General features: G+C 71.7%; 18 protein-coding genes. 8 read left to right on the top strand and 10 right to left on the bottom strand.

Annotated elements, in window-relative coordinates; genetic code table 11:
* The first annotated feature begins 11 nt into the window (after positions 1-11).
* Positions 12-827 (top strand): Uma2 family endonuclease, encoded by an 816-nt coding sequence (locus WMF46_RS33685; protein WP_437980951.1) that lies wholly within the window; start codon positions 12-14, stop codon positions 825-827.
* Between the two features lie 108 nt (positions 828-935).
* On the opposite strand, the gene WMF46_RS33680 is transcribed toward WMF46_RS33685, so the two are convergent.
* The 6 genes from WMF46_RS33680 to WMF46_RS33655 all read right to left on the bottom strand — a co-directional run bounded on the left by WMF46_RS33680 (position 936) and on the right by WMF46_RS33655 (position 8,085).
* On the bottom strand, positions 936-2,219 hold the full coding sequence (locus tag WMF46_RS33680; RefSeq protein ID WP_437980950.1) for an RNA polymerase sigma factor: 1,284 nt from the start codon (positions 2,217-2,219) through the stop codon (positions 936-938).
* 74 nt (positions 2,220-2,293) lie between these two features.
* A complete protein-coding gene (locus WMF46_RS33675; protein WP_437980949.1) occupies positions 2,294-2,719 on the bottom strand; it encodes a YciI family protein in 426 nt (141 codons plus the stop codon).
* Positions 2,720-2,916: 197 nt separating this feature from the next.
* Positions 2,917-3,891: a tetratricopeptide repeat protein gene (locus tag WMF46_RS33670; RefSeq protein WP_437543764.1), complete on the bottom strand. Its 975-nt coding sequence runs from the start codon at positions 3,889-3,891 to the stop codon at positions 2,917-2,919.
* A 23-nt stretch (positions 3,892-3,914) separates the two neighbouring features.
* Positions 3,915-5,504 (bottom strand): serine/threonine-protein kinase, encoded by a 1,590-nt coding sequence (locus WMF46_RS33665; RefSeq protein ID WP_437980948.1) that lies wholly within the window; start codon positions 5,502-5,504, stop codon positions 3,915-3,917.
* A gap of 142 nt (positions 5,505-5,646) precedes the next feature.
* Positions 5,647-6,339 (bottom strand): VTT domain-containing protein, encoded by a 693-nt coding sequence (locus tag WMF46_RS33660; protein WP_437987961.1) that lies wholly within the window; start codon positions 6,337-6,339, stop codon positions 5,647-5,649.
* 219 nt (positions 6,340-6,558) lie between these two features.
* Positions 6,559-8,085: a deoxyribodipyrimidine photolyase gene (locus WMF46_RS33655; protein ID WP_437980947.1), complete on the bottom strand. Its 1,527-nt coding sequence runs from the start codon at positions 8,083-8,085 to the stop codon at positions 6,559-6,561.
* Positions 8,086-8,203: 118 nt separating this feature from the next.
* Between WMF46_RS33655 and WMF46_RS33650 the strand changes: the two genes are divergently transcribed.
* Complete coding sequence (locus tag WMF46_RS33650; protein ID WP_437980946.1) at positions 8,204-10,342, top strand: S9 family peptidase; 2,139 nt, start codon at positions 8,204-8,206, stop codon at positions 10,340-10,342.
* 121 nt (positions 10,343-10,463) lie between these two features.
* Here the strand turns inward: WMF46_RS33650 and WMF46_RS33645 are convergent, their stop codons facing one another.
* Both WMF46_RS33645 and WMF46_RS33640 read right to left on the bottom strand, forming a co-directional pair.
* Entirely contained in the window at positions 10,464-10,931 is a 468-nt protein-coding gene (locus WMF46_RS33645; protein ID WP_437980945.1) for a response regulator, read from the bottom strand.
* A gap of 170 nt (positions 10,932-11,101) precedes the next feature.
* On the bottom strand, positions 11,102-11,896 hold the full coding sequence (locus WMF46_RS33640) for a TerC family protein (protein ID WP_437980944.1): 795 nt from the start codon (positions 11,894-11,896) through the stop codon (positions 11,102-11,104).
* Positions 11,897-12,331: 435 nt separating this feature from the next.
* Between WMF46_RS33640 and WMF46_RS33635 the strand changes: the two genes are divergently transcribed.
* Positions 12,332-14,473, top strand: a complete 2,142-nt coding sequence (locus tag WMF46_RS33635) for a hypothetical protein (protein ID WP_437980943.1) — start codon at positions 12,332-12,334, stop codon at positions 14,471-14,473.
* Between the two features lie 76 nt (positions 14,474-14,549).
* Positions 14,550-14,930 carry an STAS/SEC14 domain-containing protein gene (locus tag WMF46_RS33630; protein ID WP_437543750.1) on the top strand — a complete coding sequence of 127 codons (381 nt, stop codon included), beginning with the start codon at positions 14,550-14,552 and terminating at the stop codon, positions 14,928-14,930.
* Positions 14,931-14,985: 55 nt separating this feature from the next.
* Here WMF46_RS33630 and WMF46_RS33625 read toward each other — a convergent pair whose 3' ends face one another.
* Entirely contained in the window at positions 14,986-17,292 is a 2,307-nt protein-coding gene (locus tag WMF46_RS33625; RefSeq protein ID WP_437980942.1) for an Rv1355c family protein, read from the bottom strand.
* Between the two features lie 84 nt (positions 17,293-17,376).
* Entirely contained in the window at positions 17,377-17,805 is a 429-nt protein-coding gene (locus WMF46_RS33620) for a hypothetical protein (protein ID WP_437980941.1), read from the bottom strand.
* A 627-nt stretch (positions 17,806-18,432) separates the two neighbouring features.
* On the opposite strand from WMF46_RS33620, the gene WMF46_RS33615 reads away from it, so the two are divergent.
* The 4 genes from WMF46_RS33615 to WMF46_RS33600 all read left to right on the top strand — a co-directional run bounded on the left by WMF46_RS33615 (position 18,433) and on the right by WMF46_RS33600 (position 23,683).
* Positions 18,433-19,881: a CoA-acylating methylmalonate-semialdehyde dehydrogenase gene (locus tag WMF46_RS33615; RefSeq protein ID WP_437980940.1), complete on the top strand. Its 1,449-nt coding sequence runs from the start codon at positions 18,433-18,435 to the stop codon at positions 19,879-19,881.
* Positions 19,881-20,753, top strand: coding sequence for a nitrilase-related carbon-nitrogen hydrolase (locus WMF46_RS33610; RefSeq protein WP_437709781.1), 873 nt, complete (start codon positions 19,881-19,883; stop codon positions 20,751-20,753). Before WMF46_RS33615 ends, WMF46_RS33610 begins: the two co-directional genes overlap by 1 nt.
* 76 nt (positions 20,754-20,829) lie before the next feature.
* Positions 20,830-22,233: a dihydropyrimidinase gene (gene hydA, locus WMF46_RS33605; RefSeq protein ID WP_437543740.1), complete on the top strand. Its 1,404-nt coding sequence runs from the start codon at positions 20,830-20,832 to the stop codon at positions 22,231-22,233.
* 40 nt (positions 22,234-22,273) lie between these two features.
* Positions 22,274-23,683, top strand: coding sequence for an FAD-dependent oxidoreductase (locus WMF46_RS33600; protein ID WP_437980939.1), 1,410 nt, complete (start codon positions 22,274-22,276; stop codon positions 23,681-23,683).
* Positions 23,684-23,685: the final 2 nt, after the last annotated feature.

Raw genomic sequence — 23,685 nt, 5'->3', positions numbered from 1 at the left:
GGATCGTGGGCATGACTGCACGCACGAACGGCCTGCCGACCCGTCCGCCCCGGAACACGGGGCCGATCGAGCTGCGCGATTTCGGCCCGACCGGCCGCCGTCTGGGCACGCCCGACGACTGTTACGACGGCAGCCCGTGGGAGCTGCACCGCGGGGAGCTGATCGAGCAGATGGGGAGCAAGGATATCCATGGCATCGTGATGGCGCTCCTCGCCGCCCTCTTCCGCACGCACGCGCGCGAGGGCTTCACGGTGATGACCGACGTGTACTGCGATCTCAGCGACCCGGCAGGGCCGTCGCTCCGGGCGCCGGACGTGGTGGTGGTCGGCGATCTCTCGTCGCCGCGGAACGATGCCTACCGCGGCACGCCGCTGCTGGCCGTGGAGATCCGGGGCACGCAGTCGAGGCGCTACCTCGAGGAGAAGGTGAAGCTCTACCTGGAGCACGAGTGGCCGTGGGTGTGGATCGCGCACGCGGAGCGGCGGGAGCTCGAGGTCGTGCGGCCGGGGACGGCGTCGATCACCTACCGTCCCGGCGCGGAGGTGCCCCTCCTGCCGGAGCTGGGCAAGCACGGCCTCGGCGCCGTGCCGGTCGCGGCGCTGTTCGAGGAGCGCGACGCGGCGCGGTTCACGGACGAGTGGGTCGAGGCGCGCACCCAGGCGCGCGCGATCCTCGCGGTGCTCTCGGCGCGGGGGCTCGCGGTGCCGGAGGCGGTGCAGGCGCGGGTGCTCGCGTGCGGCGAGCCCGCAGCGCTGGAGCGATGGCTCGTCAGCGCGGCGACGGCGGCGAGCGGGGCGGTGTTCGCGGCGGCCGTGGATCGAGGGTGAGCTGGCGGCTATCCGCCGCTCCGTAGGGACGGCGGCCGAGGGCCGCGCCCTTCGGGGAGCGCTCCTCGGCGCGGAGCCAGCGTCCCCGCGACGGCGGCCCCAGCGCCATCATCGCGACGGCGGCGCCGAGCCGCCCGCGCACGCGGCGGCGCGCGCGAGGAGCAGGTCGCGCTCGCGCGCGTTGCGCGTGAGCGACGCCGCGCGCTCGAGCTCCGCGCGCGCCTCGTCGAGGCGGCCGAGCTTCGCGAGGAGGTCGCCGCGCACGCTCGGCAAGAGGTGGTAGCTCTCGAGGGAGCGCTCCGAGGTCAGCGCGTCGACGACGGCGAGGCCCGCCGCCGGGCCGAACGCCATCGAGAGCGCGACGGCGCGGTTCAGCTCGACGACGGGCGACGGCGTGACCTGGGCGAGCGCCGCATAGAGCGCCGCGATGCGCGCCCAGTCCGTCTCCTCCGCGGTGCGCGCGCGCGCGTGGCAGGCGGCGATCGCGGCCTGGAGCGCGTAGGGGCCGCGCGCGCCGCCGAGCGCCTCGGCGCGCTCGAGCGCCGCGAGGCCGCGGCGGATCAGCAGGTGATCCCAGCGCGCGCGGTTCTGAGCCAGGAGCAGGATGGGCTCTCCCGACGGTCCGACCCGCGCCCTGGAGCGCGACGCCTGGATCTCCATCAGCGCGACGAGGCCGTGGACCTCCGGCTCCTTCGGCGCGAGCTCGGCCAGGATGCGGCCGAGGCGGAGCGCGTCCTCGCAGAGGGCAGGCCGCATCCAGTCGCCGCCGGCCGTCGCCGAGTAGCCCTCGTTGAAGACCAGGTAGATGACCTGGAGCACCGACGAGAGGCGGGGCGCGAGCTCGGCCCCGCGGGGGACCTCGAAGGGGACGCGCGCCTCGGCGAGGGTCCGCTTGGCGCGGACGATCCGCTGGGCGACGGTCGGCTCCGGGACGAGGAACGCGCGCGCGATCTCCTCGGTCGTCAGCCCTGCGAGCAGGCGGAGCGTGAGCGCGACCTGCGCCTCGGTCGAGAGGACCGGATGGCAGGCCGTGAACACGAGGCGCAGGAGGTCGTCGCCGACGTCATCGTCGAGCGCGGCGTCCAGATCCGGCGCGGCCAGCGCGTGCTGGGCCTCGATCTCGTGGCCGAGCTCCTCGTGCTTGCGCTCGAGCCGCTTGCTCCGGCGGAGCTCGTCGATCGCGCGGCGCTTCGCGGTGGCCATGAGCCAGGCGCCCGGCTTCTCCGGGACCCCCGACTCCGGCCACCGCTCGAGCGCGGTGACGAGCGCGTCCTGCGCGAGCTCCTCGGCGAGGCCGACGTCGCGCACCATCCGCGCGAGGCCGGCGATGAGCCTGGCCGACTCGATGCGGAAGACCGCGTGGATGGCGCGATGCACCTCGGGGGCCGTCACGGCGCCCGATCAGAACACCTTCCGCCGCGGGCGCAAGCCCCCGCCGCCGGCGCGAGCCCCCGAGGCGCGCGGGGCTACTTCTTCTGGGCCCCCTGCGCGCGCAGGCGCTCCTCCTGCTCCCTGAGCTCGGGCGTGAGCGCAGGACCGAAGTCGTCCGGCGTGAGCACCTGCCGAATCTCGACCTCGGACTCCTCGTACATGGGGTTGGGACAGCGCTTCACCCACTCGATCGCCTCTTCCTTCGACTTCACGTCCCAGATCCAGAAGCCCGCGATCAGCTCCTTCGTCTCGGTGAAGGGCCCGTCGATGACGGTCCTCTTGTCGCCCGAGAACCGGATGCGCGCGCCCTTCGCGCTCGGGTGGAGCCCCTCACCCGCGACCATCACGCCGGCCTTGACGAGCTCTTCATTGAACTTCCCCATCTCGGTGAGGAGCTGCTCGCTCGGCATGACGCCCGCCTCGCTGTCCTTGGTGGCCTTGATCAGGATGATGAATCGCATGGTCGTGTCTCCTTGCTTCCTTGGTGGAGCTGGGCTCCGGAGGGCCTCTTGCCCGGGGCGAACCGTGGCTTCATCGTCACGACGAACGGCGGGGCGCGGGATCGACACGCCGGGCGATCTTTTTTTACGATGTCGTCAAGTATAAGAAAATATTGAGGATTGGAGCGCCTGGCCGGCCCGCCGGGCGCTCCGGGCCCTCAGAAGCGGCTGCGCAGAAGCGCGCCGCCGCCGCCGGGCAGGATCGCGGGCGCGAGAGCGACCGAGCTGCGCTGCTCCGGCGACGTCAGGAGGAGCACCAGGCCAGCGCCGATGCCGACGAGGCCGACGGCGCCGAGCACGGTGCTCGTGGTGGTGAGCGTCTGGCCCCGCGAGCTGAGGGACATGCCGTCGTCGCTGCACCGCGAGGGATCCGGGCATTCCTTCTCGAGATCGCCCTTCGTGCCGAGCGCGAGCCCGCCCGTGATGAGGCTCCCGCCCACGGCCGCGGCGCCGACGCCGCCGATGACGAAGCCGAGCGTGCGCTTGAAGCTCGAGGGAGCGGCGGGGGTGGGGGGCGGGCCCGAGGAGATCGCGGGGTCCTGCGGCGCGTCGGGTACGGGGACCGGAGGCGGCGCGGCGGCCTGCGGCGGATCGAGGCGCACGACGTTGCGCGCACCCTCCGCGAGGGTCACGGGCGCGTCGGTCTGCCGGCCGCCGGGCCATCGCGCGACGACGGCATGGTTCCCGGGGTCGAGCGGGAGCTCGCTGCCGATGCTGGCCTGCGGCAGCGGCGCTTGATCGAGGAGCAGCTCCGTCGGCGCCGGTGCGCCCGCCGGGAGCTCGATGACCAGCCTGGGCACGCGCGGCTCGAGCTCCCGGATGCGCTGCTGGGTGATGGCCATACGGGGATCGCCGGGCGTCAGCTGGGTGAGCAGCTCCTTGAAGTGCTGCCACGCGCTCGCCACGCGCCCGAGGTCCGCTTCACACTGGGCCAGGTTGAGCAGCGTGCCGCGCGACGGATAGGTGGCCTGGCTGCGGCGGAAGAGCGGAATCGCGTGCGCGCAGCCTCGCGCTTCGACCGCTGCGCGGCCCTGCTCGAAGAGCTCCTGTGCCTGGGCCTTCGGATCGTTGGGCTGCGCGGAAGCCGAGCGGCTCATCGCGCAGAGGGCGGCGCACAGGGCGGCGCACCGCATCGCGCGAGTACCTCTTGTTCGTCTCAGTCCCATTTGTTCCAAGGATCCTCGGTCTTGATCTGCGTCTTGACCTGTGAGGACGACGTCGGTCTGGCCGTGCTCACGGCGTTCGCGCTCGCCTTCACCGGCGGTGTCGCCGCTGTCGAAGATGCCGCTGCCTTCGCTCGTGCGTCCGGGGAGGCGCTCGCGACCGGCGCTGCGGTGGCCTCGAGCGCAGCGCTCGCGGTCTCCATCGCGGCAACGGTGGGGGTCGCCGTCACCCCGCCGGCCGCGCCGGGGGCGCCGGCCGCGCCGGGGGACGCCGGCCCGATCTCGGGCGCGGCGCTCGATGAGGCCACGGGCGAGTCGCTGTCCGGGGACCCGCTCGGCGTCAGCCGCCACGCAAGGAAGATCCCGGTCAGGACGAGCGCGCCGGCGGCGCCTGCCAGCAGCGCCACGCGGTTGCGCGGCGCCCGGGTCCGCGTCGTGTTGCCCCAGGAAGCGTGCGGCAGCGTCGCGTGCGCCGTGCCCGCCGCCGCCTCGCTCCCGGGCGACGACGGCGTGTCCGGGCGGTCCGGCATGGGCGCCGTCGCGGCCTCGGCCGCTCCGGGCGCTCCACGCCACGCGGGCGAGGACGCGCCGAGCGCGCCGGGCGCCGCGGGGGGAGCGCCCACCGGCGGGTACCCGGCGCGGGAAGCACGCTCCGGCAGGATCCGGTCGATGCTCTCGAACGAGAGCCGCCCGCGCTGCGTCCCGAAAGGCGCGAGCACGCGGCCGATCTCGGCGACGCTCTGGACGCGGGCGCCCGGATCCTTCGCAAGGCACCGGCCCACGAGCTCCCCGACGGCGGGCGGCAGGTCCGGCCGCAGGGCCAGGACGGCGGTGGGCGCATCCATGATGATGGCCGCCGTGACCGCGGTGATGCTGTCGCCCTCGAACGGGTGCCGCCCGGTGAGCATGCGATACAGGATCACGCCGAGAGCCCAGATGTCCGTGCGCACATCCGCGTATTTCAGGCTGCGAATCTGCTCCGGCGACATGTAATGGATGGAGCCCATGATGAGGCCCGTCGCGGTCAGGCTCGCCTCTTTGACAGAGTCGCCCGTGGCGGTGAACTTCGACAGGCCGAAGTCGAGGACCTTGAGGAGGGGAGTCCCGTCGGGGCGGCGGGTGAGGAAGAGATTCTTCGGCTTGAGATCGCGGTGGATGATGCCGCGCGCGTGGGCCTCGGCGATCGCCTCGCAGGCCTGGAGCACGTAGTCGGCGGCGTCGGCGAGCGGGAGGATGCCGCGGGTCTGGAGCACCTGGCCGAGATCGTCGCCGGTCAGGTACTCCAGCACCATGTAGGCGGCGCCGGTGCCCAGCGTGCCCATGTCGAGGACACGCGCGATGTGCTGCCCGTCGAGGGCCGCGGCGGCGCGGGCCTCGCGGAGGAAGCGGGCGCCGGCGTCGGGGAGCGCGGCGGCCTCGGGGAGGAGGAGCTTGACGGCGACGCGGCGCTCCAGGACGACGTCCCAGCCCGCGAAGACCACGCCCATGCCCCCCGCGCCGAGGACGCGCTCGATGCGGTACTTGCCCGCGAGGACGTCGCCGGGAACGGGGACGCCGGAGGGGACGGCGGGCTGATGCGCCATGGTGAGAGGAGAGCGTAGCGGGGAGGTGGCGCGGAGTACAAGGGGCGGGCGGCCTCGGTGGCCGCTCGCGAGCGCCCGACCCGGGAGGCTTGCGCGATGACGTACTCGACGCGATCCGCTCGCGACGTCCGCCGGAGAGCGCCTACGGCTCGGCCTCGATCCGCGCGGCGTCCTTCTTCTGCTGGAGCCTGTGCTTGATCGCCCCGAAGAGGACCGGCGCCACGGAGACGAAGATGATCAGGTAGACGACCCGCTCGATCTGCTTGGCGTCGAAGACCTTGCCAAGGAAGTAGCCGAGGAAGGTCATCGAGAAGACCCAGAGCACGCCGCCCACGATGTTGAACATGGCGAAGCGCCGGTACTGCATCTGCCCCACGCCCGCCACGACCGGCGCGAACGTCCGGGCGAACGGCATGAAGCGCGCGAGGATGATCGTCTTGCCGCCGTGCTTCTCGTAGAACTTCTGCGTCGCGATCAGGTGATCCTTGCGGAACAGGAGCGACTGCTCGCGCGTGAAGATCTTCGGGCCGGCGCGCCGCCCGATCGAGAAGCCCACCGCGTCGCCGATGATCGCCATCGCCATCAGCGTGACGTTCATCAGGAGCAGGTTCTGGAAGTTCGGTAACCCGAGCGGGTTGATGAGCCCCGCGTTGACCAGCACCCCGGCGGTGACGAGCAGCGAGTCCCCGGGCAGGAAGAACCCGATGAGCAGCCCCGTCTCGGCAAAGATGATGATCATCAGGACGGGGTAGCCGCCCCACTGGAGCAGCGACTCGAGCTCCCTCAGCCTGCTGAAAAATTCACGGAGGAGATCCACGGCCGCTCGATAGCTCACCTCGGCGGCCGCGTCGAACCCCGCGTGCGCCCCGGCCGCCAGCGCGCCGCCGGCGTCCACCGCCGCCGTTCACACGGGCGCCGCCGGCGGTGAGTCGCCCTGCATCGCTGGCTGCCCCGCCGGTCTACCCCCGCGGGTGAGCCCCCGGGCCGCGCCTCCCGGAACCCCGAGGGCGAGCTCCCCCGGGCGCGCCGCCCGCGCCGCCGGTGGCCGCGCGCGCTACGGCGTATAGCGCGCCAGATACTCCTTGAGGTGCAGCTTCCGGGCCGTGTTGTCGGACGACATGTAACGTATCGTGCCGAAGATCTCCCGCTCTGGACCCCAGGCCCGATCGTAGCGGCCGAGCACCCAGAAGATGCCCGAGGTCGAGTTCGGGTCGCGGCCGTCGAGCGCATACCGGTCGTTGAGCTCGATCATGATCTCGAGCGCCTCGCGCGGCGTCCGCGACCACTCCAGGATCTTCTTGCCCCAGAGCATCCGGAGGTAATTGTGCATTCGCCCCTCGCGGAGGAGCTCGATCTGCGACGCGTTCCAGATCCGGTCGTAGGTCGCCCCCGCCGCCAGCGCCTCGATCGGGTAGACGCGCGGGCGCCTGTCGCGCGCGTGCTTCTCGAGCGTGGCGAGCGCCCAGTCCGGCAGCGACTCGTACTCGGTCGGATCGCGCTTCCACGAGGGGCGCGGCCCGTCTCCCTCGCTCGCCCCGAGCGCGAAGGCGTTGAACCCGAGCTCCCGCCAGGTGACGAGCTGCTCGAGGAACGCCTCGGCGGAGGCGCTCATCCCCCAGAACCCCTCGCGGCTGCCGCTCGGCCGCTTCACGCCGTCCCCGGGGCGGCCGAGCCGCTCGACGCGGAAGCCCTCGCGCCGGGCGACGGCCGCGAAGACCTCGTGCGCCGCGAGGTGGCCGAAGTGCAGGTACGGCGACAGGCCGCTCGTCGCGCCGGCGTCGGGGTGATCGCGCTCTTCTAGGTAGCGCGGCAGCCGGTCCGCGACGAAGCGCGCGAGCGCCTTGCCAGCCGCCTCCGGGCCGCCCCGGCAGGGCGCCGGCGGGACGGTGTGATCGATGGGGAGCGCGGAGAGCGCCGCAGGGTCGCCCCCGAGGAGCGCGGGCGAGGCCGCCGGCCACCTGCGCGCGATCGCGCGGGGGAGGGGAGCCGCAGGCCGGAGCTTCGCCCGCTTCAGCGGATCGGCCGCCGGCTGCGCGCCGAGGTGCTCGCCGATCACCCGCTGCCAGAAGATGCGGAACGAGCGCGCGGTCGTGAACACCCGATCGGCCGCGCGCATCGGCAAGAGGCCGTTCGAGTCCACCTGCTCGAGGCGAACCGGCGCCTGCCGCGCCGCCGAGGCGACCATGCGCGGGAGGAAAAAGCAGGGGTAGTCGTCCGTGACCACCACGCACGCCCGCGCCGCGAGCGCGCCGAGCAGGCCCTTGCCGGCCCCCTCGGCGGGCTCGACGTAGGGGTGATGCGCGACGCCGGCCGCCGCGAGGCGGCGCGCGTTGTCGGCCATGCCGTCGATCACGAAGCGATGGATCCTGTCGCTCGCCCAGCGGTAGCCGCACCGCAGCGCCTCGAGCACGACGAGCGGTCGATCGAGCGCCATGGACCAGGCGATCGCGCGCTCCAGACCGAAATTGTACCGTGTCCGGCGACTCGCGATCATCCAGTAAAGGACGTAGTCGCCGCCCTCGCGGACAGGCATGGCGTTGCGGGTGCGGAGCCGGAGCTCGGGGACGCTGCTCGAGATCATCTCTTTACCTCAACCTCCTCCACGGACGTAGACCGGCCTCCGGGATCTGGGTATGACCCTCGGCGCGCGGGCGCGGCGCATACGGAGTGCCGCCGGTGGCTCCGCGCTCAGGTGAACCATGAACCTGCCCCACACGCTCCGATCGCTGTTGCTGCTGCCCGTCCTCGCGCCGCTCGCCTGCGGCGGCGCTCCGGCGCCCGCCCCGGCGCCGCCCCGACAGGCCGCCGCGCCGGCGCCGGCAGCGCCGGCAGCCCCGGCGGCCGCGGCCCCGGCGGCCGCAGCCCCGGCCGCGCCGACGAAGGCCGGGCCGCGCGCCGACGCGACGCTCATGCCGCGGCGCATGCTCTTCGGCAACCCGGATCGCATGTCCCCCCAGATCAGCCCGGACGGCAAGCGGCTCGGGTTCCTCGCCCCCTCCGAGGGCGTGCTCAACGTGTGGGTCGGCCCGGCCCAGGCGCCCGCGTCGGCCAAGCCGGTCACGAAGGAGCAGAGCCGCGGGGTGCGCACCTTCCTGTTCCCCTACGCGAACGACTACGTCCTCTATCGCCAGGACAAGGCCGGCGACGAGAACTGGCACATCTACGCCGTCGAGCTCAAGACCGGGCAGATCAAGGACCTCACCCCCTTCGAGGGCATCGCCGCGATGTTCGAGGGGATGAGCCCCAAGATCCCGAACGAGATCCTGATCGGCATGAACGATCGGGACAAGAAGGTCCACGACCTCTACCGCGTCGACGTGCGCACCGGCGAGCGCAAGCTCGTGCGGCAGAACGACGGATTCGTCGGGTTCGTCACCGACCATGACTTCAAGGCGCGGCTCGCGTCGCGGATGACGCGCGACGGAGGCCAGGAGTTCCTCGATCTCACCGGCAAGGAGCCGAAGCCCTTCGTCGCGTTCGGGCCCGAGGACGCCGTGACGAGCGAGGCGATCGGCTTCGACGCGGCCGGCAAGACGCTCTATTTCCGGGACAGCCGCGGCCGCGACACCTCCGCGCTCGTCACCCTCGATCTGCGGAAGGCGAAGCCCGCCGTGCTCGCCGAGGACGCGAAGGCCGATGTCAGCGACGTGATCGTCCACCCGAAGACGGGCAAGGTCCAGGCGGCGGCCTCCGAGCGCGAGCGCAAGCGCTGGCAGGTGCTCGACAAGAGCATCCAGCCGGATCTCGACGCCCTCCGCGCGGTCGCCGACGGCGAGCTCGACGTGCTGAGCCGGTCGCTCGACGACAAACGCTGGACCGTCGGATACACCGTGTCGGACGGCCCCGTCCGATACTACCTCTACGACCGTGACGCGAAGAAGGCGACGTTCCTCTTCACGAACCGCGCCGCGCTCGAGTCGCAGCCGCTCGTGAAGATGCGGCCCGTGGTCATCAAGGCGCGCGACGGCCTCGAGCTCGTGAGCTACCTGTCGCTGCCGCGCGCCGCCGACCCCGACGGCGACGGCAAGCCGGACAGGCCGCTCTCGATGGTGCTCCTCGTCCACGGCGGCCCCTGGGCGCGCAGCTCCTTCCGCCTCGATCCGATGCACCAGTGGCTCGCGAACCGCGGCTACGCCGTGCTGAGCGTCAACTTCCGGGGCTCGACGGGCTTCGGGAAGAGGTTCGTCAACGCGGGCGACCTCGAGTGGGCGGGCAAGATGCACAACGACCTGCTCGACGCCGTGGAGTGGTCCGTCGCGCAGGGCATCGCCGACAGGGCTCGCGTGGCGATCATGGGCGGCAGCTACGGCGGCTACGCGACGCTCGTCGGGCTGACCTTCACGCCGGAGACCTTCGCCTGCGGCGTCGACATCGTCGGCCCGTCGAACCTCGTGACCCTGCTCCAGTCCATCCCGCCCTACTGGGCGCCGATGCTCGAGCTCTTCGCGAAGCGGGTCGGCGACCCCCGCACCGAGGACGGCCGCGATCTCCTGCGCACGCGCTCGCCGCTCTACCGCGCGGACCAGATCAAGCGGCCCCTCCTCATCGGCCAGGGCGCCAACGACCCGCGCGTGAAGCAGGCCGAGAGCGATCAGATCGTCAAGGCGATGACGAGCAAGGGGATCCCGGTCACGTACGTGCTGTACCCCGACGAGGGCCACGGCTTCGCCCGCCCGGAGAACTCCATGTCGTTCAACGCGATCGCGGAGACGTTCCTCGCGCAGTGCCTCGACGGCTCCTACGAGCCGGTCGGCGGCGACTTCAAGAAGTCGAGCGTCACCGTCCCCGTGGGCGCCGAGGCCGTCCACGGGCTCTCCGCGGCGCTCCCCCGGCCCTGAGCGCGCCGCTCCGCCACGGCGGGCAGGCGCGCCCGCGCGGCGGCCCGCCGTGGCGGAGCGCGGCGCCGCGCGGCGGCCCGCCGTGGTCCGGGCGCCCCCAGCCTGCGGGCGTCCGGCGCCGCTACGTCCGCTGCGTCGACGCGGTCCGCGTGCGCCGCCGCGCCTCTGGCTCGCTCACCGGGGGCGCGCTCGTGAGGTCGTCGAGCGTCTCCAGCAGCTGCTCCAGGTCGAACGGCTTGTTGATGATCCGCGTCGCGTCCGGGTGGTTCGGATCGATGCAGAAGCCGGGATCGCTGAGCGCGGTCACGAGCACGACCGGCGCCGATCTCCCCTCGGCCGCGAGCGTCTCTATGAGGCGCGGCCCGTCCAGGAACGGCATCACGCAGTCGATGACGATGGCGTCGGGCGGCGCCTGGGAGCGCAGCCGCTCCAGGGCTTCGAGGGGGTCGGTGTACCCCTCGACCTCATACCCTTCCGCCAGCAGCACCTCCGCCAGCGTCTCGACGATCGCGTCGTCGTCGTCGACGACCACGATGCGCCGCTGCCTTCCTCGCTCTGAGTCTCCTTGGTCGTCTCGCTCGTCGCTCACGCTCACCTCGGTGGAGAACCCCGGTGTCACTTCTGGGACCGGCCGCTCTCGCCGTCGACCCTCGTAGACCACCTCTGTGCGAATTGTTTACAGGCTCTCCCGGTGCTCGCTCCAAGCGCCCCGGCCTCCGCCGCCTCTCCGGCTCTTCCGCGGAGATCCCGGCGTGGGGCTCAGCTCCGCGGCGGAGCCTGCTCGTGCGCCGGCGAGAGGTCCGGAGAGCTCCCCATCCTCGTGCGCAGCTGGACGGGCCGCTGGCGCACCCGGAGGCGCATGTTGATGAGCTCGACGCCGAGCGAGAAGGCCATCGCGAAGTAGATATACCCCTTGCTGATGTGCTGGCCCATGCCGTCGGCCATGAGCACCACGCCGATGAGGAGCAGGAAGCTCAGCGCGAGGATCTTCATGCTCGGGTGGCGCTGGATGAACGCGCCGATGCTCCCGGCGAAGACGAGCATCACGCCCACCGCGATGAACATGGCCACCATCATGATCGAGATGTGCTGCGCCATGCCGACGGCGGTGATGACCGAGTCGAGCGAAAAGACGATGTCGAGCAGCACGATCTGCGCGATGACGGAGGGGAAGGACGCCTTCGCCTTCGGCTGATCTTCCTTGGGATCGTCGACCTCGAGTTTATCGAACATCTCGTGGGTCGCCTTGCCAATCAAGAACACACCGCCAGCCAGCAGGATCAGATCACGCCCGCTGAAGTCGTGTCCGAGCAGGCTGAACAGGGTAGCCTTGAGTCCCATCACCCATGAGATCGCGAGCAGGAGGAGCAGCCGCATCCCGAGGGCGAGCACGAGGCCGATGCGGCGGGCGATGGGCTGCTGCTCCAGCGGCAGCTTCGCCGTCATGATGGAGAGGAAGACGATGTTGTCGATTCCAAGCACGATCTCCAGCGCGCTGAGGGTCGCCAGCGTGATCCAGCCGTCGGCGTGCAGGAAGGGGCTCATGTCAGGCATCGGGGTGGCGCTTTGTAGCATGGACAGCCGTGACCGCCCGCCACGTCCGGACCATCGCCCCGCTCTCCGGTGGATCCTGGGCGATCTTGCTCCCGTGTTCAGGGCGCGGGGCGACGGCGATTACGACGGATGCGTGAACGCAAAGTACGTCAACGGTGTTGATGGCGTCGATGGGCGTCGATGGCACCGACGGCGGCGACACACGTCGGCGCGCGCGGCACGGGCGGCGCTTGACGCGGGATGTTGACATCCGGTACAGAGGATCTGGAAGTACGCGCAAGTGGATCTGCCTCCTTCCCGGCTTCCAGGTGAGCTCCTGCGGGGTGTTGGCGAGCTCGCCGAACAGCGCCGTGATTCCTCGCCATGTTGGCGGAGCAGCCTCGTTGCCTGTTCCTCACCTGGAACGCGTGGCCTCGCGACAGAGGGGGCGACCGCGTGACCGTGGTTCCGAAGGTCGGCTTCGGGCAGGACGCGCGCTGGGCCGCCGGCGGCAGCGCTGACGGGGGGCCTCTGGATCGGGCGCTCCTCGGGGGAGATCCGGCGGTCAGGGTGCCGGAGGCGTGCTGGCTGGACGGCGGCGCTGCCTGGCTGCGCATCGAGGGGCGCGACCTGAGCTACCCGATCGTCCTGCTCGGCTCGATGGGCGCCTGGATCGAGCCCGACTATCGGACCTCGTTCCCTTTCGGCAGCGTCGTCCGGGTGCGCCTGTACGCCGGCGACGTCGAGATCGGTCCGCTCTCCGCCGTGCTGGTGCTCCAGTCGATGGGCCTGCGGGGGCCGCTCATCGGGCTGTCGTTCGAGGACGGAACCCCCTCCCGCGCGGCGGGGCAGATCCGCGACGTGCTGCGCGCCCTCGTCGACGCGGGCACGGCCAAGGCGGCCGCGGCGAGCCTGTTCAGGCCCTCGGCCGCGGACGCGGGGCACGTGCGCGAAGTCATCGACGACCCCAGGAGGGTGCGCAACATCCTCGGCTTCCTGCTGCGGAGGAAGGGCGTCGTCCGCCGCGCCGCCGAGAGCGCGCCGCCCCTCTGCGTGATGCTCGGCGAGGTGGGGGCCGGGACGGTCACGTGGTTCGGCATCAAGGGCTGGAGCGAGGACGCCGCGGTCGAGATCGCCGGGCAGAACTCCGTCTTTCGCTTCAACGTCCGCGCGGACGAGGTGCGCCCGGGCGAGCTCGTCTCCGCGCTGCCGGCGCGCGTGGAGCGCCTCCGCAAGAGCCTGCTGCAGCGGGGCGTCGAGGCCGATCTCACCGCGCGCTTCCTGCACCCCGAGTGGCTTCACATCCCGCCGATCGAGGCCGAGGTGGTCGACGTGTCCTTCTCGGGCCTGCGGATGGCGCTGACGAGGGGACACCCGCCGCTGCTCCCCAGGCACAAGCTCTCGCTGGAGCTCCCCGACGGCGACGACGGCGTCGTCCACCTGCGGGGCGAGGTGCGGTCGGTGTCGGTCGTGGAGGGCGCGGACACCCAGCTCTGCAGCGTGCACGTGACCGCCGCGCGGCGCGAGGACGAGCGGCGCTGGCTCAGGCTCGTGTCCCGCATCCTGCACGCGACGACCTACGGGGGGACCGCGTGGCAGGCGGAGCTCTGGGATCTCTTCGACTCGTCCGGCTATTTCAACCTCTCCGGGCGGCGGCCGGAGCACTTCGACGCCATCAAGCCGAGCTTCCTGACCATGGCGCAGAAGGCCGCGGCGGTGCCGCACCTCCTGTACAACGTGGCGTGTCTGTCCGAGCACGGGATCGAGGGCAATTTCTCGATCATGAAGCCATACCACAGCACGTGGATGATTCATCAGCTCGCGAAGCGGCCAAAGTCCGCGTCGAACCTGAGCTCCCGGCAGGTGCTCCGCGACATGTTCACTCGCTGCTTCGAGCACGCGATGGCCGACCCGGAGTGCCGCTGGATCATCGCCTACGCGGAGGCGCACGTCGCGTGGAACGAGCGATCGCTGTTCGAGTTCGCCCGCGCGCGCCACGAGACGGGCCACGTCCTGTCGCTGCCGTTCCGCCTCATGGGGGTGGACGCGCGCGCCGCGCCGCGCGCGCCGCGCGACGCCGGCGGGCCGATCGAGATCGGCGAGCCGACCCCCGGGGAGCAGGCGGCGCTGCTCGGCCTCCTGTGCGCGACGTCGCCGCGCATGTACGCGGAGGCGCTCGATCTCGTGCCCGGCAGGCTCGGGATGGGGCCCTGCGTCGAGCGCTGGCGCAGCGCGGGCCTGGAGCGGGAGCGCGTGCTCCTCGTGGCGCGCCAGCACGGCGAGCCGCTGGCGGTCGCGGTCCTCGAGCTCGGCGAGCTCGGCACGAACCTCTTCCGCCTCCTCGACTCGATCCGCATCTTCCCGATGCGCCCCGGCGGAGACGCCGCGCTCGGCCCGCTGCTCGACGCGGCGTGCGGCTGGTTCCGCAGCCACGACAGGAAGTCGTTCATCTACTTCGGTGAGCGCGGCAAGCTGACGTTCGATGGTCCTGCCGGCTTGCACGACCTCGGCGAAGGACGGCTGTGGATCGTCGCCAGGGAGCTCGTCCCGGAGTTCGTGGAGCATATCTACCGGCTCACCGAGCCGAAGCCGCGATAACGGCCTGGATCAGCGGCGGCGCGACGCTATGGTCTCTCGGTCTCAGTCTCGCTCTCGGTTCTCCAGGTGAGGCGGCATGTACCAGCTCAAGATCGACCTCATCAACGCGCTCATCGAGGTCACGTTGCAAGGCGTCGTGCGCACGGAGGAGGCGCAGGCGTACGCCGCGGAGTACAAGAAGGCCCTCGGCTCGCTCTATGGCCGGAGGATCCGCGTCCTCGTGGACTTCCGCGGCTTTTCCATCGCCTCCGAGGAGGCGACGGAGCTCCTCCGCGACATCGCGGCGACCTCGACCGCGATGGGGGTGATCAGGGCCGCCGAGCTCGTGCAAAGCGATCTCGCGGCGCTGCAGGCGAGCCGGATCGCCCGTGAGGCGGGGACCGCGCAGCTCGTGCGGGTCTTCAAGGACGAGGCAGCCGCGCGCGGCTGGCTCTTCGGCGATCGCCCGACGCCGTGAGGGCCGGCGCTGCGCGGGCCGCGGCGGCGCCGCGCAGGCCGCCCGCGGCGCCGGGTCAGCGCACGACGAGCACGTCGTCGACGGGGCGGCGGAGGGAACGCGCCGACACGGGGCCCGCGAGCGACAGGCGGAAGAGCAGGACCTCCGCCGTCGCGTCGGTGACGTCGAACAGCCGGAGATAGCGCTCCCGGAGCCCGGCCGCGGCCTCCGCGGTCTCCGCGTCGAGCCCCTCGCCGCGGCCCCGGATCAGCCGCGCGAACAGGTAGGGCAACGTCGTCATCGGGTAGACCGCGATGCCCAGCTGCGTCGCGGTGAGCCACGCGCGCTCGACCGCCCGGCCGCCCTGGAAATAGTCGGTGAGCCGGGCCCGCGGCAGGGTGATCAGCCCGACGGCCGCCGCGCAGCGGATCGCCTTCTGCGCCATCCTCTCGAGCCCCCGGCCGCCGCCCCAGCGCCGCACGAGCTCCAGGGCGCGGTAGTCCCGGCAGATCTTGAACCCCGCGAGATCGGTCGGCGAGAGCTCGAGCGTGCCGACGAACAGCCCGTCCCGGCGCGCCTCGGCCTCCGCCTCGGTCCAGCGGACCTCCCTCATCATGTCGGCGTGGGTCTGCCTGGCGAGCATCCGGAGCCGGTCGCCGGCGCCGATGAGGGCGCCGATCTCGTCGAGCTCCGCCGGCGCCTCGAGCAGCCCGAGGCGCGCCCCGGGGATGGACTCGACAGCGGCGCGGAGGGTGGCGCGGTGCTCCTCCGCGAGCGGCGCCCGCTGGCCAGGGCGCCGGTTCGTGTGCCGGAGCCCGATGGCGTCCGCGAGGCCATCCATGGCGTGCTCCTCGGCGCCGGGGGGCGGCGCGCCGAAGAACGCGAACGTGGCGGCCAGGTCCTCGTCGCCCTCGCGCGGGAACGGCGAGACGCGCACGCCGAGCCCCTCGCGGTGCGCGGCGAGGACGACGTTCTCGGCGGCCGCGCCGAGCGCGACCACGCCGCCCGTGCCCTGGAAGTCGGCGAGCGACTCGGAGCGCGCCCGGTCGTGGAACAGCCCGAGGCGACGGCCCTCGTGGACCCAGAGCCAGGGCTGGCAGTTGCCGCCCGAGGGCGCCGCCACGCCCGCCGCGACGAGCCGCCGCAGCCGCGCCGGGTCGAGCGCGACGGCGCCGGCCTCGGCGGCCGGGAGTGGGCCCGCCGCCGCGGCGAGGGCAGGGCCCGGGGCGCGCGGCGCGCCCGCGGCGGCGGGCTCCCCCTCGGGGCCGCTGATGAGCTCCTCCAGGTCGACATAATACCGGCCTGACCGCACCGGCTCCCCGAGGGCGATCCGGCGCGCCGTGTCCGCGGCCGCCGCCCCGCCGTGGACGACCGCCGACCCGAGCTGAGGCCATGTGCTCACCGACTGCTGCACCTCGACGAGCGACGCGCGGAGCCGGAGCGAGATCGCGTCTTGCCCGATGATCTGCATGACATAAGGCACCTTGTCCTCGGTCGACAGGCCGCGGACGCGCTCGGGCGTGAGATCGCCGACGAGCCCGTGGAGGATCGGCCGATCGCCCTCCAGATCGAAGCGCTCGACGTCGATGAGCCCCCGGTCGCTCGTCTCCATCACGACCGGTATGCGGTGGGCGCGCGCGCTCGTGCGGAGCAGGAGCTTGATATCGAGGCTGTCGCACTCGTCCACGAGGACATCGAGCTTGCCCCCGTCGAGCAGGAAGCGCTCGATATTGTCCGCCGTGACCCCCTCGGGGAAGCACGTCACGTGGAGGAACGGATCGAGCTCGGCGATCTCGCGCGCCGTGGCGACGACCTTCGGCAGGTCGAGGTTGTGCGCGCCGGTCCGGATCCGGTTCAGGTTCGAGAGATCGAGGTGGTCGAAGTCCGCGATGCGCAGCTCGCCGGCGCCCCGCTCGAGCGCGATGGTCATCGCCACGGACTGCCCCACCGAGAGGCCGACGACGCCGATGCGCCGGCGGGCGAGCGCCGCCTGCTCCTCGCCGCTGATCTTGTGCTTGTTCCGGTCGGTCCGCAGCTCGACGAACTCGGCCTCATCGAGCAGGTGCACGAGGCGGTGCGACCACGGATAGTAGACCCAGACTCCATAGGCCTCGATGGGGGCGCCGTTCAGGCGCTCTCCCACGAGCCGCGCGACGTCCCGCTCACCGAGGCGCTCCCGGGGGTGGCGGGTCTTCACGAGATCGGCGAGCTGCCGGTCGATCGTGTCGAAGATCTCGATCCGGGCGTCGTCGTGGAGCAGGCGGCCGAGCTCCTCCGCGTCGTCCTCGCGCGCCGGGCGGAAGAAGCGGGGGCGCCACGCGCCGTTCGGGGCCTCTCGCGCCTCTCGCGAGGAGATGAGCTGCTGCCAGCGGGTCGTGTTCATCGCGGTGGTCCGGTCCCCCTCCTGCCACCCTCCTACCACCCCCGCGCCCCAGGCGTCGCCACGATCTCCCCGGCGGCCCCCGGGTCAGCGCGGCGCGCGGGACGGCCGGCCCTCGATCTCGAGTCTCATCTTCGTGACCTTGTGTTGCACCTCGGCGGCCTCAGGCCCGGTGATCTCCAGATAGCGCAGCGCGGCCACGACGTCGCTGCCCCGGAACGCCTTGACCCGCGGGTTGAACCAGCTGAGCGCAGTCCCGATCTGCCGGACGAGAAGCGCGTCCGTGCAGATCGCCACCGTGAGCGCGGTCTTGCTGACGTAGTCGTTGATGGATGCCCGCTGCTTCGCGTTGGGTCCCCCCCCGGCGGTCACCACGAGAGTCTTCGTGCAGGCGGGCGGGAGACTGCCCGCCGCCTGCATATACCCTTCCCATTCCTCGTCGGTCGGCGGTTCCCTGCCGTGGACGGCGATGAGCACGTGCTCCGTCGTGTCGAACAGCATGCTGGGTTTCGTCATCGTCTCACCGAGCGCGCACCGATCTTACGTCTGCGCACCGCCGAGCCGCCAGCGCGCACAGCCATCCCCTGGGATAGTCGTGCGCCTGGCCACCGGGCAAGGATCCGCGAGGTCCATGCGGGTGCACCTAGGACGGTTCGATCGACGGAGCAACGACCGGGAGCCACTTTCGATGCGGTGCTCCGGTGGACGGGCCGCGTCGCGCTTCGGCGCGACTCCCGCGCGGCGCGCGCGGTCGCGAGGGAGTCGCGCCGGGCCGGCTCGACGTGGGGCATCGCGGCGGATGGAGTCGCTCGAGCGGCATGGTCCTCTCGCTCGCGTCGCTCGCGTCGTTCGCGCGGCCCAGCCAGGGCATACCCGAGTTATTTCCAAAGTATTTCATGACGTGCTGCTGGGCAGTTGCACGGTGGGCCGCCAGCTGCTCTGTGGTCTATACTACGGGATGTGCGCTGGGGATCTTCCGCAGGGGGTGCGGCGCGCGCCGCGTCGCACCGAGGCTTGACGGATGGCCCCCACCGCATGTAGCGCTCGATCGGTGGGCTGTGATGCCCAGCGGCCAGGGCGGCGCCCGGCCTGTTGGTCGGGGCTGCCGAGTGACGACCTCGCCGGGGGGAAAGGTTTTTCACGATGCGTGTGCTGGAAAACTTCGTCGGCGGAGCCTGGTCTCGAGCCTCGGGGGCGACGCGCCTCGAGGTGAAGAACCCGGCGACCGGGGAATCTCTTGCGGAGGTGCCCCTCTCGACGGCGGCCGACGTCGACGCGGCGGTGAAGGCCGCGCAGGCGGCGTTCCCCGGCTGGAGCGCGACGCCGCCGGTGCAGCGGGCGCGCTACCTCTTCAAGCTGCGCGAGATCTTCGACGCCCATCGCGACGAGATCGCGGCGATCTGCACCTCCGAGCACGGCAAGACGCTGGCCGAGGCCCGGAACGATTTCGGTCGCGGCATCGAGAACGTCGAGCACGCGGCCGGCATCCCGGCCCTCCTGATGGGGCAGGCCCTCGAGGACGTCGCGTCCCGGATCGACTGCCACACGATCCGCCAGCCGCTCGGCGTCTTCGCCGCGATCACGCCGTTCAACTTCCCCCCGATGGTGCCGCTCTGGTTCTTGCCGTACGCGATCGCGACGGGGAACACGTTCGTGCTCAAGCCGTCGGAGCAGGTCCCGCTCTCGCAGCAGCGCATCTTCGAGCTGATCGAGCAGGCCGGGCTGCCGCCCGGCGTCGTGAACCTGGTCCACGGCGGCCGCGATGTCGTGAACGCCTTCTGCGCGCACAGGGACATCGCGGGCGTGTCGTTCGTCGGCTCGTCGGCGGTCGCGCGCCACGTGTACAAGAGCGCCGCGGAGGCGGGCAAGCGGGTCCAGGCGCTCGGCGGGGCGAAGAACTTCCTCGTCGTGATGCCGGACGCCGAGCGGCAGATGACGGTCGCCAACGTGGCCGAGTCCATCTACGGCTGCTCCGGCCAGCGATGCCTGGCCGGCAGCGTCGTCGTGTGCGTCGGCGACACCTACGAGGCCGTGCGCGACGGGCTGGTGCGCCACGCGAAGGGGATCGTGCTGGGCGACGGATCGAAGCCGGGCGTGACCATGGGCCCGGTGATCTCGGCGGCGCACAGGGACCGGGTGCTCTCGTACATCAACCAGGGCGTGGCGGAGGGGGCGACGCTGCTCCTCGACGGCCGGGACGCCAGGGTCGAGGGGTATCCGGACGGCAACTGGGTGGGGCCCACGGTCTTCGACGACGTGCGGCCAGGGATGGTGATCGCGACCGAGGAGATCTTCGGGCCGGTCGCGTGCCTGATGCGCGCGAACGACCTCGACGAGGCGATCGCGATCGCGAACCGGAGCGAGTACGGCAATGCGGCGTCGATCTACACGTCGAGCGGCCGCGCGGCGCGCGAGTTCCAGCACCGCGCGTCTGCCGGGATGGTCGGCGTGAACATCGGCGTCGCGGCGCCCATGGCCTTCTTCCCCTTCGGCGGCCAGAAGGGCAGCTTCTTCGGCGATCTGAAGGCGCACGGCCCGACGGCCATCGACTTCTACACGGAGCGCAAGATCGTCATCACGAGGTGGTTCTGATGGCACGGAACGTACTTGGCGGGCTGATCCAGTGCTCCACCCCGATCGCCGACGACGGCGCCTCCGTCATGGCCATCCGGGACGCGATGTTCGAGAAGCACCTGTCGTTCATCGACGAGGCGGGGAAGAGGGGTGTGCAGATCCTCTGTTTGCAGGAGGTCTTCAACACACCTTACTTCTGTCCTTCGCAGGACGCGAAATGGTGCGATGTGGCCGAGCCCGTCCCCGGCCCGACGGTCGAGCGGCTCGCGGCGTACGCCAAGAAGTACAAGATGGTGATGATCATCCCGATCTACGAGCGGGAGATGGCGGGCGTCTACTACAACACGGCCGCCGTGGTCGACGCCGACGGCACGTACCTCGGCAAGTACCGGAAGACGCACATCCCGCACACGAACGGGTTCTGGGAGAAGTTCTTCTTCAAGCCGGGGAACCTCGGCTATCCCACGTTCCAGACGCGGTATGCGCGGATCGGCGTCTACATCTGCTATGATCGCCACTTCCCGGAGGGGGCGCGGCTGCTCGGCCTGAACGGCGCCGAGATCGTGTGGAACCCCTCGGCGACGGTCGCCGGGCTCTCCCAGTACCTCTGGAAGCTCGAGCAGCCGGCGCACGCCGTGGCCAACGGCTACTTCATCGCCGCCTCGAACCGCGTCGGCACCGAGGCGCCGTGGAACATCGGCAAGTTCTACGGGACGAGCTACTTCTGCGACCCGCGGGGCAGCTTCCTCGCGACGGGGAGCGAGGACAAGGACGAGCTCGTCGTCGCCGAGATGAACCTCGACCTGATCGAGGAGGTGCGGAGGACGTGGCAGTTCTACCGCGATCGCCGGCCCGAGACGTACGGCGAGCTCACGGAACAGCTGCCCTGAGGGCCCGGGGCGGCGGGAGGGCGGCGCCGCCCCCGGAGGGGACCCGCCGCCCGGCGCTCACCCGCGGAGGAGCAACATGGGCATCCTGATCAAGAACGGCGAGATCATCACAGCGAGCGACCGGTTCGTCGGCGACGTCTACTGCGAGGACGGGAAGATCGCCGCGGTCGGCGCGGGGCTGTCGAAGGAGCGCGCGGGGGACACCGTGATCGACGCCTCGGGGCAGCTCATCTTCCCCGGCGGGGTCGACGCGCACGTGCACATGGAGCTGCCGTTCATGGGGACGGAGAGCTCCGATGATTTCGAGACCGGCACGGCGGCGGGCGTCGCCGGGGGCACGACCTCGATCATCGATTTCGTGATCCCGGCCCGAGGGCAGGCGCTGCTCGACGGGCTCGCGATGTGGAACGAGAAGGCGAAGAAGGCGGTCTCCGATTACGCCTTTCACATGGCCGTCACCTGGTTCGGAGACGACACCCTCGAGGAGATGGCCGTCTGCACGCGCGAGCACGGCATCCCGTCGTTCAAGACCTTCATGGCCTACCGCGGGGCCATCGGCGTCGACGATCCGGAGCTCATCCAGGTGATGGAGGCCGCCAAGGGCCTCGGCGCGCTCGTGACCGTCCACGCCGAGCACGGCGACGCGGTCGTCGCGCTCCAGAAGAAGCTCCTGAAGGAGGGCAAGACCCACCCGCGGTACCACGCGCAGAGCCGCCCCGCGCCGATCGAGGGCGAGGCGACGGGGCGCGCGATCATGCTCGCCCGGATGATCGGCGAGCCGATCTACATCGTCCACCTCACCTGCAAGGAGGCGCTCGCCGCGGTCACCGAGGCGCGGAGCCGGGGCCAGGTGGTCATGGCCGAGACGTGCCCGCAGTACCTCCTGCTCGACGACTCGGTGTACGAGAAGCCCGGCTTCGAGGGGGCGGCCTACGTGATGAGCCCGCCGATCCGGCCGAAGGGCCACCAGGACGCGCTGTGGGCCGCGCTCTCGTCGGGGCTCATCCAGACCGTGGCGACCGACCACTGTCCCTTCAACCAGGTCGGCCAGAAGGACATGGGCAAGGACGATTTCTCGCGGATCCCGAACGGCGCCGCCGGCATCGAGAACCGCCTCGCCCTGCTCTGGACCTACGGGGTGCTCGCGGGGCGGATCGACGTCCACCGCTTCGTCGATCTCTTCTCGACGCAGCCGGCCAAGATCTTCGGGCTGTACCCGCGCAAAGGCTCGATCGTGCCGGGCGGCGACGCGGATCTCGTGGTCTTCGACCCGAAGGGGACGAGCACGATCTCCGCGAAGACCCACCATCACCGGTGCGACCGGAGCATCTTCGAGGGCTTCGAGGTGAAGGGGAAGCCGACGCACGTCATCGTCAACGGCCGGGTCCAGTGCGTGGACGGCAAGCTCGACGTGGAGCGGGGCGCCGGGCGCTACCTGCCGCGCCGGCTCGGCCCGACCCAGGGAGCCCAGGCCTTCTAATCACCCCTCACTACCCGAGAGGAGCCGCGCGAGCGCCAGCATGACCCGAGCCCCGATACGCCTCTCAGCCCTCCCGTCCGGCCGGATCGAAGAGCGATTCGAGGACAAGAGCCCGCGTTACACCGACGCCGAGGCGATCGCCGAGGCGAACCGGTGCCTCTATTGCGTCGACGCGCCCTGCGTCAAGGCGTGCCCGACGGCGATCGATATCCCGACGTTCATCCGGAAGATCGCGGCCGGCCAGGTGAAGGGCGCGGCCCGCACCATCCTGACGGCCAACCTGCTCGGCCAGTCGTGCGGGCAGGCCTGCCCCGTCGAGGTGCTCTGCGCGGGCGACTGCGTCTACAACGGGTGGGGTCGCGAGCCGATCGCGATCGGCCGCCTCCAGCGCTACGCTGTCGAGTCGGCCCTCGCGCGCGATCCGCGGATCTTCCGGGCGAAGCCGCCCACCGGCAAGAGCGTCGCGCTCGTGGGCGCGGGGCCCGCGTCGATCGCCGCGGCGGGCTACCTCGCCCTCGAGGGGCACCGCGCCGTGATCTTCGAGCGCAAGGCGATCCCCGGCGGCCTGAACACGCTCGGGATCGCGCCCTACAAGATGAAGGGGCACGAGGCGCTCCACGAGCTCGAGTGGGTCCTGTCGCTCGGGGACGTCGAGCTCCGCGCCGGCGTCTCGGTCGTCGCGCAGGCGGCCGGGCCGGGGGAGGTCTCCGCGCGCGACCTGGTCGCGGAGTACGACGCGGTCTTCCTGGGGCTCGGCCTGGGCGCCGACGCGCGCCTCGGCCTCCGCGGGGAGGACGGCGACGGCGTGGTGGGCGCGACAGCGTTCATCGAGCGGCTCAAGGCCGACCCGGGCCTCGACCTCGCGGGCGTGCGGCGCGCGGTCGTCATCGGCGGCGGCAACACGGCGCTCGACGTCGCCCACGAGCTTTCGCTGCTCGGGGTCGACGTGGCCGTCGTGTACCGCCGCTCCGAGGCCGAGATGTCGGGCTACGCGCACGAGCTCGAGGGCGCGCGGGTCGCCGGCGCGCGCCTCGTCGAGAACCGGGTGCCGGTCGAGGTGGTGCGCGAGGGCGGCAAGGTCGTCGCGCTGCGGATCGCGCCCGCCGACGCGCCCGCCGACACCGGCGCGCGGGGCCCGGCGCCGGGGCCGGCCGAGGAGGAGCTCCTGCCCGCCGACCTCGTGGCGGTCGCGATCGGGCAGAGCCGGGCGACGCAGGTGGCGCTCGCGTTCGAGGGGGTGGTGCTCGACCCGAGGGGGCGCGTGGTGGTCGACCCGGCGACGCACCGCACGGGCAACCCGAAGGTGTACAGCGGCGGCGACTGCGTGAACGGCGGCAAGGAGGTCGTCAACGCGGTCGCCGAGGCGAAGATCGCCGCGCGCGCGATGCACGAAGCGATGACGACGCGGGCGGGCGGCGCGGCGCCCGTGCCCTCACCGCAAGGGAGCTGAGC

The sequence above is a fragment of the Sorangium sp. So ce117 genome, from assembly GCF_051524395.1.
Lineage (GTDB): Bacteria > Myxococcota_A > Polyangia > Polyangiales > Polyangiaceae > Sorangium > Sorangium cellulosum_B.
The sequence above is the reverse complement of the archived record's forward strand: the minus strand, read 5'-3'. Positions and strand labels throughout refer to the sequence as shown.